The 14165-nt window shown below is 65.6% G+C and carries 11 protein-coding genes and 1 tRNA gene; 9 read left to right on the forward strand and 3 right to left on the reverse strand.

Annotated elements, in window-relative coordinates; all coding sequences use genetic code 11:
* Window positions 1-139: 139 nt before the first annotated feature.
* Window positions 140-385, forward strand: a complete 246-nt coding sequence (locus I6F17_RS11860) for a zinc-finger domain-containing protein (protein ID WP_008562814.1) — start codon at window positions 140-142, stop codon at window positions 383-385.
* Between the two features lie 20 nt (window positions 386-405).
* A complete protein-coding gene (locus I6F17_RS11865) occupies window positions 406-1608 on the forward strand; it encodes an FAD-dependent monooxygenase (protein ID WP_225130850.1) in 1203 nt (400 codons plus the stop codon).
* 25 nt (window positions 1609-1633) lie between these two features.
* On the opposite strand, the gene I6F17_RS11870 is transcribed toward I6F17_RS11865, so the two are convergent.
* On the reverse strand, window positions 1634-2056 hold the full coding sequence (locus I6F17_RS11870) for a hypothetical protein (protein ID WP_036045885.1): 423 nt from the start codon (window positions 2054-2056) through the stop codon (window positions 1634-1636).
* Window positions 2057-2229: 173 nt separating this feature from the next.
* Here I6F17_RS11870 and I6F17_RS11875 point away from each other — a divergent pair.
* Window positions 2230-2318: transfer RNA gene (locus tag I6F17_RS11875), tRNA-Leu, on the forward strand.
* 10 nt (window positions 2319-2328) lie between these two features.
* Here the strand turns inward: I6F17_RS11875 and I6F17_RS11880 are convergent.
* Complete coding sequence (locus I6F17_RS11880; protein WP_036045900.1) at window positions 2329-3639, reverse strand: hypothetical protein; 1311 nt, start codon at window positions 3637-3639, stop codon at window positions 2329-2331.
* A 288-nt stretch (window positions 3640-3927) separates the two neighbouring features.
* On the opposite strand from I6F17_RS11880, the gene I6F17_RS11885 reads away from it, so the two are divergent.
* The gene (locus tag I6F17_RS11885; RefSeq protein WP_036045887.1) at window positions 3928-5178 is read left to right on the forward strand and encodes a multidrug effflux MFS transporter; all 1251 of its coding nucleotides are present in this window, start codon (window positions 3928-3930) and stop codon (window positions 5176-5178) included.
* 381 nt (window positions 5179-5559) lie between these two features.
* Here I6F17_RS11885 and I6F17_RS11890 read toward each other — a convergent pair whose 3' ends face one another.
* Complete coding sequence (locus I6F17_RS11890) at window positions 5560-7167, reverse strand: ABC transporter substrate-binding protein (protein ID WP_036015319.1); 1608 nt, start codon at window positions 7165-7167, stop codon at window positions 5560-5562.
* 267 nt (window positions 7168-7434) lie between these two features.
* Between I6F17_RS11890 and I6F17_RS11895 the strand changes: the two genes are divergently transcribed.
* From I6F17_RS11895 to I6F17_RS11915, 5 genes are all read left to right on the forward strand, one after another.
* Window positions 7435-8565, forward strand: a complete 1131-nt coding sequence (locus I6F17_RS11895) for a M20/M25/M40 family metallo-hydrolase (RefSeq protein WP_036015323.1) — start codon at window positions 7435-7437, stop codon at window positions 8563-8565.
* 220 nt (window positions 8566-8785) lie between these two features.
* Window positions 8786-9727, forward strand: a complete 942-nt coding sequence (locus I6F17_RS11900; RefSeq protein ID WP_036029753.1) for an ABC transporter permease — start codon at window positions 8786-8788, stop codon at window positions 9725-9727.
* Window positions 9728-9745: 18 nt separating this feature from the next.
* The gene (locus I6F17_RS11905; protein WP_036029754.1) at window positions 9746-10633 is read left to right on the forward strand and encodes an ABC transporter permease; all 888 of its coding nucleotides are present in this window, start codon (window positions 9746-9748) and stop codon (window positions 10631-10633) included.
* 129 nt (window positions 10634-10762) lie between these two features.
* Window positions 10763-12412 carry a dipeptide ABC transporter ATP-binding protein gene (locus tag I6F17_RS11910; RefSeq protein WP_057029706.1) on the forward strand — a complete coding sequence of 550 codons (1650 nt, stop codon included), beginning with the start codon at window positions 10763-10765 and terminating at the stop codon, window positions 12410-12412.
* Between the two features lie 233 nt (window positions 12413-12645).
* Window positions 12646-14151 (forward strand): M81 family metallopeptidase, encoded by a 1506-nt coding sequence (locus I6F17_RS11915; protein WP_036045893.1) that lies wholly within the window; start codon window positions 12646-12648, stop codon window positions 14149-14151.
* The last annotated feature ends 14 nt before the right edge of the window (window positions 14152-14165 follow it).

Consider the following 14165-nt stretch of genomic DNA (forward strand, 5'->3'; position numbering starts at 1 on the left):
CATGGGGCGCTTGCGAAGCTTTTCGGTTCCGCTGGACTAGCAATCACCTGTACCCGCCAGTATGGTCCGCAGCGCCTCAAAGATGCCGCGTAAGTTCGTGATTGTATCTGCCGCCATTGCCACTCCAGGATGAACTTCGATGTCCGACCATGTCGTCCCGCACTTCCATAACGATGCCGGTGTCCCCGTCATCGAGATCGGCTCGCAAGAATTCATGTGCGTGGGCGCCAATCCTCCGTTCGACCATCCGCACGTCTTCCTCGACCTCGGCAACGACAACGAGATCATCTGCCCCTATTGCTCGACGCTGTACCGCTTCGCGGCCGACCTGAAGCCGGGCGAAGCCCGCCCGCCGGAATGTGTGCTGAAGGACAAGGTGGCCTGACCGCGTCCATCGGTTAAGGGATGGCGCTCTCCCGAACGATCGTCGTCGCCGGTGCCGGCATCGGTGGCCTGACGGCCGCGCTCGCGCTCGCCGCCCGCGGCTTCCGCATCGTCGTGCTGGAGAAGGCCGAACGCCTCGAGGAGGTCGGCGCCGGCCTGCAGCTCTCGCCCAATGCCAGCCGCGTGCTGGTCGAGCTCGGCCTCACCGAACGCCTCAAGCTGCGCGCCGTCACCCCGGAAGCACTCTCGATCATGAGCGCGCGCGCCGGCGGCGAGCTGCTGCGCATGCCGCTCGGCGAAGCCGCCTCGCTGCGCGCCGGGGCGCCCTATTGGGTGGTGCACCGCGCCGACCTGCAATCGGCCCTCGCCGGCGCCGTCGCTGAGCATCCCGACATCGACCTGAAGCTGGGCGCGACCTTCGAGGACGTCGCCCCTCACGCCAAGGGCCTGACCGTAGTCCATCGCAGCGGCACGATCCGCCGCAGCGATCTCGCCAGCGCGCTGATCGGCGCCGACGGCATCTGGTCGACGGTGCGCCAGCATCTGTTTCCCGAGGTGCAGCCGCGCTTTTCCGGCCTGATCGCCTGGCGCGGCACGCTCAATGCCACGCAATTGCCGAAGGACTATACCGCGCGCCGGGTGCAGCTCTGGATGGGACCGAACGCCCATCTGGTCGCCTATCCCATTGCGGGCGGACGCCAGATCAATGTGGTCGCGGTGCTGCCGGGCACCTGGAACCGGCCGGGCTGGAGCACGCCCGGCGATATCAGCGAGGTGATGGACGCCTTTGCCGGCCCACGATGGCCGCCGGCGGCGCGGATGCTGCTCGCCGCGGTCGACAGCTGGCGCAAATGGGCGCTGTTCGGCGTGCCGGACGGCTGCCCCTGGAGCAAGGGTTCGGTGGCGCTGCTCGGCGATGCCGTGCACGCGATGCTGCCGTTCGCAGCCCAAGGGGCCGGCATGGCGATCGAGGATGCCGCCGTGCTCGCCCGGCATTTGAGCCTGGAGGCCGCCGAGAGCAGCCAAGCGGTTGCCGCCGCGCTGACGCAATACGGCCGGGCACGGCAGGCGCGGGTGCGGCGGGTGCAGCGGACCGCGCGGCAGCAGGGCCGCATCTATCATCTCAATGGGCCGCTCGCGCTCGCACGCGATGTTGCGATCCGCGCGCTCGGCCCGCAGCGCATGCTGGCGCGACAGGACTGGATCTACGGCTGGCGGCCCTGATGCGGCGCGCCGCCGGCAGGATGCCTCAGTGGGCCGCTTTGCCGGATTTCGACGCGGATTTGGCGCTGGCCGCGGGCGATGCCGGAGGCGGCGGCGCCTCGGGCGGCGTCTCCCGGCATCTGTTGCGGCGCCAGGCATCCTCGGCCAATTGGACCTGCCCGCGCACGGCGATATAATCGTTGCGATAAGCGAGTTCGGACACGACGGCGCCGCCGGCCCCGGTCTCGGCCTTCTCCATCAGCCTCTGCAGATCGGCGGTGCGCTTGGCGAGGTCCTTGCGCTCGGTCTCGAGCTGCTTGCAATCGTACAATTCGTATTTGGCGGGATCGGCAAAAGCCGGTGCGATCGTCTCGCTCACGCCGGCGCAGCCGGACAGCGCGAGGCCAGCCGCAAGCAGCGCGAACAGCGCGCCAAAGCCGCGCAGCGAAAAGGAAAACGAAGCAGCCATGCCGAATGAATAGCCCCCGTGGATTGAGAATGCCTAAAGCAGCAACAGATGTCCGGATTGAGGCTTTGCCTTGTGCCCCCGGCTCGCTTAAGGAAGAACCGTCCCTCCGGCGGCGAAACGCGCCAATTCCAGACCGCCGGAACGGACTTAAGTGTTTGATCTCGTTGGATCATGCGGGCATGGCGGAATTGGTAGACGCAAGGGACTTAAAATCCCTCGGTGCGCAAGCGCTGTGCCGGTTCGACCCCGGCTGCCCGCACCACTAGCTTGTATCACCCTTGCTCGAGGCGCTCGGGCTCTGCGCGGAAATCGAGCAGCACGATCCAGAAGCAGATCAGCGCGATGACGAGGAGGATGAAGGTGCCCTCGATCGGCGCGCCCAGAAGCGAGACCAGTGCCGGAAAGGCGAGGCCGACGCCGAGACAGGCGGCGAGCGCCAGGGGCGGAAGATCGACGATGAGGATCGCGGCATAGAGCGCAAGCTCGAAGAAGGCATATTCCTTCAGACGCGGCGAGCTGAGATAGAGCGCGAACATGGCGAGCACCGTGATGCGCATGCCCGTGCGCGGGTGATCCATCAGCCAGCGATCGAGCTGCGTCAGCAGCGATGCCCCTTCGCGCACCGGTCCGCTCGCGGCCGCGCGCAGGACGGACAGCGCGAACGGCACGAGCACGAGCGCGAGCGCCGCGAACGCATAGGCCGCCAACATCGCCGGCTTGCCGTCACCGAAGCCGGCCTGGACCATGAGGTCGCGCGCCAGCAGCAACAGCGACGGATTGGTCTCCACGAGACCGACGGCATGTTGACCGGGAATTTGTCCTGCGATCGCGAGCAGCCAGCTCGCGAACAGATCGGGATACAGCAAGCGCGACAGCGCGAGCGGCAACGCGAAGGCGAACGCGGCCACCGCGATCAAGGCCAGCTTGCGGCTACGCGGCAGCGGCAGGAAATAGAGCGCCGCCAGCACCGGGACGAACACCAGCTTGAACGAGGTCACGAGGCCGAGCAGCGCAGCACCGGCGAGGCGCGAGGAAAAGTTCGAATTCTGTTCGGACGCGAGCGGACGAAGCAGGAGCTTCAGCGCGATCGCGGTCAGCACTCCGCTCAGCAGCGCAAAATTCCCCGACGCCACCACGAATTCGAAACCGACGAACGCGCCGAGCGCGCAGAGCACCTTCAAGCCAGCATCGCGCGCGCTGGCACGCGTCCGGCCAAGGCCGGGCAGAAGCAGCGCGCAGAGCACGGCGAGAACGAGAAAGATGCTTCGGTGATGATCGAGCAGAACCCCGCCCGCGCAGAGGGGACGGAAAGCGTCCAGCGTCACCGGCAGATAGGGATAAGAATAAGTGGTGCCCTTGAGGTTCTTGACGAAGTAGGGATCGAGCCCTTCGGCGTGTGCATCGACCGCCGCGCAATTGACCCGGACGTCCCAGCCATACGGCAGGTCGAGCGAGGCATCGTTGGCGAGATTGCCGAGCACCAGCAGCGCGGTCAGCGTGACCACGCCGGCAAGCCAGACGTTGCGCCTGGCAACCTTGGCCGCAGGCGCCAACCATCGTGCTGCACCTGATATGTCGGACACGGGCGATACCCTGTTTGGCTTCTCGCGGCGCCGTTGCGGCAGCCGGTCCGACCACAATGGACAGGACGGGTTGCCGATTCATCTCCCCGGCGTGCCGCGCCCGATCTTATGGTGAATCCCTGGTTGCAGGCCCAGCCCTCCGGCGACGCGGCGGATGGCCATCAGGCCGGCGACGGGCCCTCACCCGTTTTTGACCGCTCCTGCCCCGCCTGCCAGCCATCCCGAAACATGGGTTGTGCAACGCAGCATCGGGGCTAGATAACTCGCTTGATTGCAGGGGTAAGCTTCTTGTCCGACGTCAACGCCGACGGTTGGGTGTCCTCGGGACACCGCCCAATGGGTTTTCCGGAATTCGTCATCGTGATCGCGTCCATCATGGCGCTGAATCCGCTCGCGATGGACATGATGCTGCCGGCGCTGCCCAATATCGGCGCCGCCTTCAAGATTCCCGTCGAGAACCATCTGCAACTGGTGCTGTCGACCTTCCTGATCGGCTTCGGCGCCGGTCAGTTCGTCATGGGTCCCCTGTCGGACCGTTTTGGGCGCCGGCCGGTGCTGCTCGGCGGCATGGCGGTCTATGCGGTGGCGAGCGTGCTGGCGGTCGTTGCCCCCTCGTTCGAGACGCTGCTGCTGGCGCGTGCGCTCCAGGGGCTCGGCACCGCGGCGACGCGCGTGATCGCGACCTCGATCGTGCGCGACTGCTATGTCGGCCGCCGCATGGCGAGCGTGATGTCGCTCGCCATGATGATCTTCATCGCGGTGCCCGTGGTCGCGCCCTCGTTCGGACAGGCGGTGCTGCTGGTGACGGCGTGGCGCGGCATCTTCGTGGTGCTGATGCTCTACGGCCTGCTCGCGCTCGCATGGTGCGTGCTGCGGCTGCCCGAGACGCTTCCCGAGTCGAAGCGCAGGTCGCTGGCGCCCTCCGACGTGCTCTCGGCATTCCGGCAGACCCTGACCCATCGCCAGACCGTCGGCTATGCCACCGCCGCCGGCAGCGTCATCGGCGCGCTGTTCGCCTATGTCTTCTGCGCCCAGCAGGTCTTCACCGGCATCTATCATCTCGGCCAATATTTCCCGCTGGCTTTCGCCGCGATTGCCGCCGGCACAGCCATCGCCGGCTTCCTCAATGCGAGGCTGGTCGGCCGGCTCGGCATGCGCGTGATCTCGCACGGCGCGCTGACGCTCTACACGGCCGTGGCCGGCGTGATGCTGCTGACGGAAAGCCTCGGCGTGCTGCCGCTCGCCTTGTTCATGGTGCTGTCGGCCCTGATGATGTTCTCGTTCGGCATGATGGTCGCCAACTTCACCGCGCTGGCGATGGAACCGCAGGGCCACATCGCCGGCACCGCCTCCTCGCTGTACGGCTCGATCACCACGCTGATCGGGATCGTGGTCGGCATGGCAATCGGGCAGAGCTTCGACGGCACGCTGCTGCCGTTCTCGATCGGCTTTTTCCTATCCACCCTCGCCGCGCTCGCGATCGTGCTGGTGGTGGAGAAAGGGCGGCTGTTCAGGCCGCATCATCGCCCGATCAGCTAGGAACTTCCCGCCCCTCGCGATGTTGTACTGCAGCAATTCAGAGGATTGGCGAGATGGAACAAGAGAACAGATCGGATCAGCCCGCGTCCGAGATCGAACAGCCGATTTCGCAGCCTCGTTCCGATGAACGAATGGACTCGAGCTTGGCATTCGTGAGTGAAGGGCTCGAGCAGCTGCGCGACAGCCACTGCTAGACGAGCGCGATCACAGACCGCCTCATAGAAAACGGCGCCGCAGGAAACTGCGGCGCCGTTCGTATTCACATGCAAGGCGCGCGGCGCGTAAAGCGCGATGAGATTCGGATGATCGTCATCGCGCTTTAGGTTGTTGTTTGCGCATGATCTTTCCGGAAAACCGCTTCGCACTTTTCCGGATCATGCTTTATTCCTTCTTGTCGATGTTCCAGAACACCGGCGTCGCGGGGCCGTCGAGCACGCCCGTCAGCGATTTGCGCCAGCCGCTCGGGATGAGATACTGCCCCAGCGGAATGTAGATCACCTGCTCATAGGCCTGCTTCTGGATATCGGCGGCGATCTTCTTCTGATCGTCGACCGAGGCCGCGCGGACGAAAGCGTCCTTGAGCTGCTCGATCTTGGCGTCCTCCGCCCAGCCGAACCAGCCCTTCTTGCCCTGGCCGCCGATCGAGAGATTGGCGATCGGGTTGGACACGTCGGCCGCGACCCAGTTGGTGAAGAACATGTTCCAGCCACCTTCCTTCGGCGGCTTCTGGCTGGCGCGGCGGCTCACCACCGTCTGCCAGTCGGTCGCCTGAAGGTCGACCTTGAAGCCGGCCTCGCGCAGCAGCTGGGCCGAAACGATCGGCTGCGCCTTCAGCGTCGTGACGTCGCCAGGGGCCATGATGACGATCGGCGTGCCGTCATAGCCGGACTCGGCGAGCGCCTTCTTGGCTTGCGCCATGCCGTTCCCCTTGACCAGGGTCTCGGAGCCCGCATCGGTTGCGAGCGGCGTGTCGCAAATGAAGAACGCGCCGCAGATCTTCTGATATTTGGCGTTGCCGACCAGCGCGTCGAGCACGTCCTTCTGGTTCAGGGCCAGCAAGGCAGCACGCCGCACCTTCACGTTGTCGAACGGCGGATGCAGGAAGTTCATCCGGCCGAGCGTCTGGAAGCCGAACTTGTTCAGGACCTCGATGGTGAGCTCCTTGTTGCCTTCCAGCACCGGCAGCATGTCGAACGGCAGGTTCTCCATGAAATCGATGTCGCCCGACTGCAGCGCGTTCACCGCGGTCTGCGAGTCCGGCATGGTGATCCACTCGACGCGGTCCACCTTCACCACCTTGCCGCCGGAGGTCCAGCTCGCCGGCTCCTTGCGCGGCACGTAGTCAGTGTTCTTGACGTAGACCGCCTTCACGCCGGGCTGGAACTCGCCCTGCACGAACTTGAACGGACCAGAGCCGATCTGCTCGGGGATCTGCTTGTCCGGCGGCGTCTCCGCAAGGCGCTTCGGCATCATGAAGGCGACGCGCGAGGACGGCTTGCCGATGGAGTCGAGCACCAGGCCGTAGGGCTCCTTCAGCTTCAGCGTGATGGTCTTGGGGTCGGTCGCCTCGATGCTGGCGGTGAAGTCCATGAGCTTCTGTCCCATGCCGTCGACCGCAGCCCAGCGCTTCAGCGAAGCGACGCAGTCCTCCGCCGTCACCGGCGCACCGTCATGCCACTTCAGGCCGTCGCGCAGCGTGAACGTGTAGGTGAGCTTGTCGTCGGAGACCTTCCAGTCCGCCATCTGCGGCTGGACCTTGAAATTCGAGTCGGTGGCCACCAGCGTGTCGTAAACCATGTAGCCGTGGTCACGCGTGATGTAGGCCGTGGTGAAGATCGGATCGATGATGCGCAAATCCGAATGCAGCACCGCCGTGAGAGTCTTGCCGGCCGCGAGCACCGGCGAGGCCAGCGCGGTCGAAAGCGCGACGACCGACAGCGCAAGTGTGGAGGCGAACGCGCGAGGCCCCCGGCGCATGAAGTGGAACATAGAAAGTTCTCCTGACGTGAAACTGTTCAAAGGCAGGTTATTGGTTGAGCATGAGGTTCGTTCGTTGGGCGAACTAACCTCATGCAATGCCTTCGTCTTTCGAGACTTGCAGACAGGGTGAAGCGCGTCAATCCGGTTTCGGTGCAAGCCCTTGCGGCGCGCGCACGGGCTCCACAAAGATCGGTTTGGCTCTACAACACCCTCCGCTTGTCCCGTCCGCGCCAATGCAATGCGCGTTCCATCTTTCCAAGCTTGAGAGACATTGAGATGAATCCTGCCAATCTTCCCTTTGATTCCGAGGCCATGCTCGAAGGCCTGCGCGGCTGGATCGAATGCGAAAGCCCCACCTGGGATGCCGGTGCCGTGGACCGCATGCTCGATATCGCAGCGCGAGATATGGCGATCATGGGTGCGACGATCGAGCGCATCGCCGGCCGCCAGGGCTTCGGCGGGGTCATCCGCGCGCGTTTCCCCCATCCGAAGCAGGGCGAGCCCGGCATCCTGATCGCCGGGCACATGGATACCGTCCACCCGGTCGGCACCATCGAGAAGCTGAAATGGCGGCGCGAGGGCAACAAGTGCTATGGCCCCGGCATCTACGACATGAAGGGCGGCAACTACCTCTCGCTGGAAGCCATCCGCCAGCTGGCACGCGCCTCGTTCACGACCCCATTGCCGATCACCGTGCTGTTCACGCCGGATGAGGAAGTCGGCACGCCCTCCACGCGCGACATCATCGAGGCGGAAGCCGCGCGCAACAAATACGTGCTGGTGCCGGAGCCCGGCCGCGCCGACAACGGCGTCACCACCGGACGTTACGCCATCGCACGCTTCAACCTCGAAGCGACGGGCCGGCCGAGCCACGCCGGCGCGACGCTGTCCTCGGGACGCTCGGCGATCCGCGAGATGGCGCGACAGATCCTCGCGATCGACGCCATGACGACGGAGGACTGCACCTTCTCGGTCGGCGTCGTGCATGGCGGCCAATGGGTCAATTGCGTTGCTACCACGGCGACGGGCGAGGCGCTCTCCATGGCCAAGCGCCAGGCCGATCTCGACCGCGGCGTCGAGCGGATGCTGGCGTTGTCCGGCACCAGCAACGACGTCAGCTTCAAGGTCACGCGCGGCGTGACGCGGCCGGTCTGGGAGCCCAATGCCGGCACCATGGCACTGTACGAGAAGGCCCGCGGCATTGCCAAATCTCTCGGCATGGAATTACCGCATGCAAGCTCCGGCGGCGGCTCGGACGGCAACTTCACCGGCGCGATGGGAATCCCCACGCTCGACGGCCTCGGTGTGCGCGGCGGCAATGTCCACACGCTCGAAGAGTATATCGAAGTCGAGAGTCTCGCTGAGCGAGGACGGCTGATGGCGGGGCTGCTGGCGACGCTGGAGTGATCGCGAAGCGATCCCGTAGGTGGGCAAAAGGCGCAAAGCGCCGTGCCCACCGTTTTCCCGACCGAAAGCAGGTGGGCACGCTCCGCCTTGCCCACCCTACGAAGATTGGCTGCACCGCAAAAACTGTGGCCCTCGTGGCACGGGAATTGCTGAAATGTTAGGCTGATGGCAGGCTGGCCGAAGAGCCTGCCCAATTTGACTCTAAACTGACGGATCCAACTTGCTCGGATATCTCCTTCGCCGAATTCTCGCCGCCGTGCCCGTGATGGGCGTGGTCGCGCTGTTCGTTTTCCTCCTGCTCCGCCTCACCCCCGGCGATCCCGCCGCGATCCTCGCCGGCGACAACGCGACCCCGGAACGGCTGGAGCGCATCCGCGAATCGCTCGGCCTCAACGAGCCGCTGATCGTGCAGTTCGTCACCTGGGTGAACAAGCTGCTGCACGGCGACCTCGGGACGTCGCTGATCTCCAATTTGCCGGTGATGAAGATGATCGGCCAGCGCGTCGAGCCGTCGATCTCGATCGCGCTGTGCACCATCATCCTCGCCGTCATCGTCGCAGTTCCCTTGGGGGTGATCGCGGCGTGGAAGCACGGCACCTGGATCGACCGTTTCGTGATGGGTCTGTCCGTGCTCGGCTTCTCGGTGCCGGTTTTCGTGGTCGGCTATGTCCTCATCCAGGTCTTCGCGATCGAGCTGCGCTGGGTGCCGGTGCAGGGCTTCCGTAGCATCTTCAACGGCTTCGGTCCGTTCTTCGAGCGCATGATCCTGCCGACCTGCGCGCTGTCCTTCATCTACGTCGCACTGATCGCGCGCATGACGCGTGCGGCGATGCTCGACGTGCTCGGCGAAGACTACGTGCGAACGGCGCGCGCGAAGGGCATCAACGAGGTTGCGGTGATGATGCGCCATGCTCTGCGCAACGCCGCCGTGCCCGTGATCACCGTGATCGGCACCGGCTTTGCGCTCTTGATCTCCGGCGTCGTCGTCACCGAGAGCGTGTTCAACATCCCCGGCATCGGGCGTCTCACCGTCGACGCGGTGCTGGCGCGCGACTATCCGGTGATCCAGGCGATGATCCTGCTGACCTCGCTGATCTACGTCGTCGTCAATCTTCTCATCGACGTCGCCTACACCCTGCTCGATCCCCGGATCCGGTACTGAGGCAAGGACAAGAACAAAATGTCGGTCGATACCCTTCCCCAGTCCTCCATTCCGATCACGTCGCCGCTGCGGCCGCGATTCGGATTCCTCACCTCGACCCCGATCATCGCCACCGCGACGTGCCTGCTCGCGCTGATCGTGGTGGTCTCGATCCTCGCGCCGCTGATCGCGCCGCATGATCCGATCCAGCTCGCCCCGTCGCAGCGGCTCAAGCCATCTTCCGCACAGTTCCTGCTCGGCACCGACGCCTACGGCCGCGACGTGTTGTCGCGCGTGATCTATGGCGGCCGCATCTCGCTTCTGATCGGCATCGGTGCGGCGATCCTGTCGATCGCCATCGGGCTGGCGATCGGCCTCGTCTCCGGCTTCTTCAAGCTGGTCGATTCCGTGATGATGCGCGTCATGGACGGCCTGATGGCAATGCCGAGCATCCTGCTCGCGATCGCCGTGGTGTCGCTGTCCGGCGCCAGCCTCTGGACCGTGCTGATCGCGATCACGATCCCCGAGATTCCGCGCGTTGCACGCCTGGTCCGCTCGGTCGTGCTGTCGGCGCGCGAGGAGCCTTACGTCGAGGCCGCGATCTCGGTCGGCTCGAGCCTGCCGAAGATCATGTGGCGCCACCTGATGCCGAACACGATCGCGCCGCTGATCGTCCAGGGCACCTATATCTGCGCCAGCGCCATCCTGACCGAGGCGATCCTCTCCTTCCTCGGCGCCGGCATCTCGCCGGAGACGCCGACCTGGGGCAACATCATGGCCGAGGGCCGCCAGTACTTCCAGATCAAGCCGTCGCTGATCTTCTGGCCGGGCCTGCTGCTCTCCATCGCCATCCTCAGCATCAACCTGATCGGCGACGCCGCCCGCGACGCCCTCGATCCGCGCATGAAGCAGCGGGAGGGGAAGTGATGCGAGTAGCGTTGTCATTCCGGGGCGCGCGTAGCGCGAGCCCGGAATCCATTTCACCACGCGTGCTGCGGCCCGATGGATTCCGGGCTCGCGACTTTGTCGCGCCCCGGAATGACGGAGAGAATTGACGTGACCGACACCATCCTCGACATCAACAATCTCGTCGTCTCCATCGGCAAGCAGCCGAAAGGCGCCAACATCATCGACGGCATCTCGATCCAGGTGCGCGAGCGCGAGACGCTGTGCCTCGTCGGCGAGAGCGGCTCGGGCAAGTCGGTGACCTCGCTGACCACGATGGGCCTGTTGCCGAAGGGCACCCTGGTGCCGACCGGCGGCAGCGTGAAGCTGGTCGGCGAGGAGCTGCTCACCGCCACCGACCGCCGCCTGCGCCAGCTCCGCGCGACCAAGATGGCGATGATCTTCCAGGAGCCGATGACCGCGCTCAATCCGGTGGTGCCGGTCGGCCGCCAGATCGACGAGGTGCTCCGCGCACACACCAAACTCGATGCCAAAGCGCGCAGGAAGCGCATTCTCGACATGATGGAGCAGGTCCACCTGCCCCAGGTCGAGCGCATCTTCGCCTCCTACCCGCACCGTCTCTCCGGCGGCCAACGCCAGCGCATCATGATCGCGATGGCGCTGGTGCTGGAGCCGAAGCTGCTCATTGCCGACGAGCCGACCACCGCGCTCGACGTCACCACGCAGAAGCAGATCCTGTCCCTGATCCGCGAGCTCCAGCGCGATCACGGCACCGCCGTGCTGTTCATCACGCACGACATGGGCGTGGTGGCCGAGATTGCCGATCGCGTCGCGGTGATGCGGCAGGGCCGCCTGGTCGAGACCGGTCCGCTCGAGACCGTGCTGCGCAATCCGACCATGGAATACACCCGCAACCTGCTCTCCTCGGTGCCGAGCCTGGTGCCGCGCCCGCCGCGCGAGGAAACCCGCGAGCCCGTGGTGCTGGAGGCCAACGAGCTCGGCAAGGTCTACAAGGAGCGCGCCTTCTTCGGCAAAGGCCGCGAGGTCGTCGCTGCCGACAAGGTCACGTTGACCCTGCGCAAGGGCCGCACGCTCGGCATCGTCGGCGAAAGCGGCTCGGGCAAGTCGACGGTTGCGCGCTGCATCGTGCGCCTGATCGATCCGACTTCCGGCGGCGTGCGCCTCGCCGGCCGCGAGATCGCCGACATCTCGCGCCGCCTGTTGCAGCCGCATCGGCAGAAGATCCAGATCGTATTCCAGGATCCCTATCGTTCGCTCAATCCGCGCGTCACCGTCGGCGAGAGCATCGCCGAAGGCCCGGTCAATTACGGCGTGGCGCACGCCGACGCGATGAAGCGGGCGCGCGAGTTGCTCGAGCTGGTCGGCCTGCCGCCGGATGCGGTGTCGCGCTATCCGCACCAATTCTCCGGCGGCCAGCGCCAGCGCATCGCGATCGCCCGGGCGCTCGCGCTCGATCCGGACGTGCTGGTCGCGGATGAAGCGGTCTCCGCGCTCGACGTCTCGGTGCAGGCGCAGGTGCTGGAGCTGCTCGACGAGATCCAGAAGCGGCTCGGCATCGCCATCCTGTTCATCACCCACGACCTCCGCGTCGCAGCCCAGATCTGCGACGAGGTCGTGGTGATGCAGCACGGCCGCGTCGTCGAACAGGGACCGGCCGCCGAAGTGCTGACGCATCCTAAGGAGGCCTACACCAAGGCGCTGCTGGATGCGGCGCCCGGGCGGGGTTGGGATTTTGCGAACTTCAGGCCGGTGGCCGAGGGCGTGGGGGCCACGGCTTAACTCTCTCCGCCGTCATTCCGGGGCATCGCGAAGCGATGAGCCCGGAATCCATCAGGCTGCGAACTCTGTCGCACGATGGATTCCGGGCTCGCGCTACGCGCGCCCCGGAATGACGGCGGAGCAGCATTCCCAAATCGATCTGACCCTATGCGTGGCACGATGGCCTCTCACCTTGCCCTCTCCTCAGAGCCAAGGCTAACGTCGCGCACTTTTCAACGCTGGACCTGAACTGAATGACACGTATTGCCGTCGGCGGCTTCCTGCATGAGACCAACACCTTCGCTCCGACGAAGGCGACATTCGCCGACTTCCAGCATGGCGGCGGCTGGCCGGCGATGACTGAAGGTGCCGACGTGTTGAAGGTGATGCGCCGCATCAATGTCGGGCTCGCCGGTTTCGTCGACAGCGCCGAGGCGAACCGCTGGGAACTCATTCCGACCATCGCCTGCGGCGCGAGCCCGTCGGCGCATGTCACCGAAGACGCATTCGAGCGCATCGTGAAGGTCATGGTCGACGGCATCGCCGCCGCCGGCCCGATCGACGCCGTCTATCTCGACCTGCACGGCGCGATGGTGACCGAGCATCTCGACGACGGCGAAGGCGAGATCTTGGCGCGCGTGCGCCGCGTCATCGGTAAGGATGTTCCGCTGGTCACCAGCCTCGATCTCCACGCCAACGTCACGCCCGAGATGATGGAGCATGCCGACGCGCTGATCGCCTACCGCACCTATCCGCATGTCGACATGGCCGAGACCGGCCGCGCCTGCGCGCGCCATCTCGCGCTGCTGCTGCAGACGAAGCAGCGCTTCGCAAAGGCCTTCCGGCAATTGCCATTCCTGATCCCGATCAGCTGGCAATGCACCAACGACCAGCCCACCAAAGGCATCTACGAAAGACTCGCCGCGCTGGAGAGCGATGCCGTTCCCACCCTCTCTTTCGCGCCCGGCTTTCCCGCCGCCGATTTCCGCGACTGCGGCCCCAGCGTGTTCGCCTACGGCAAGACGCAACACGACGCCGATCGTGCGGCCGACGCGCTTCTGAAGCTGATCGAAAGCCACGAGAACGATTTCGACGGCAAGATCTGGACGCCCGACGACGGCGTGCGCCACGCCATGGAACTTGCCAAGGGCGCGCGCAAGCCGATCATCATCGCCGACACCCAGGACAATCCGGGCGCCGGCGGCGATTCCGACACCACGGGCATGCTGCGCGCGCTGGTGCGCAACAAGGCGAGTGCCGCAACCGGCGCGATCTACGATCCGGAATCGGCCAAGGCCGCGCACGCAGCCGGCGTCGGCGCCACCGTGACGCTGTCGCTCGGCGGCAAGTCCGGCATCCCCGGCGACGAGCCCTATCGCGAGACCTTCGTGGTCGAGCAGCTCTCGGACGGCCGCTTCATCGCGCCCGGTCCCTATTACGGCGGCCGCGAGATGGAGATGGGCCCGTCCGCAGCCTTGCGCATCGGCGATGTCCGCATCGTCGTCTCTTCGCACAAGGCCCAGCTCGCCGACCAGGCGATGTACCGCTATGTCGGCATCGAGCCGACCGAACAGAAAATCCTGGTCAACAAGAGCTCGGTGCATTTCCGCGCCGATTTCGAGCCGATCGCCGAGAAGCTGATGATCTGTGCCGCGCCCGGTGCGATGCCGGCCGACACCGCTTCGCTACCCTGGACGCGCCTGCGCCCGGGCATCCGCATCAAGCCGAACGGCCCCGTATTCACGCCTCCCTCACGCTAACCGGACAGGACCAC

The sequence above is a fragment of the Bradyrhizobium sp. NBAIM18 genome (genome assembly GCF_020193825.1).
In the GTDB taxonomy this organism is placed as follows: domain Bacteria; phylum Pseudomonadota; class Alphaproteobacteria; order Rhizobiales; family Xanthobacteraceae; genus Bradyrhizobium; species Bradyrhizobium yuanmingense.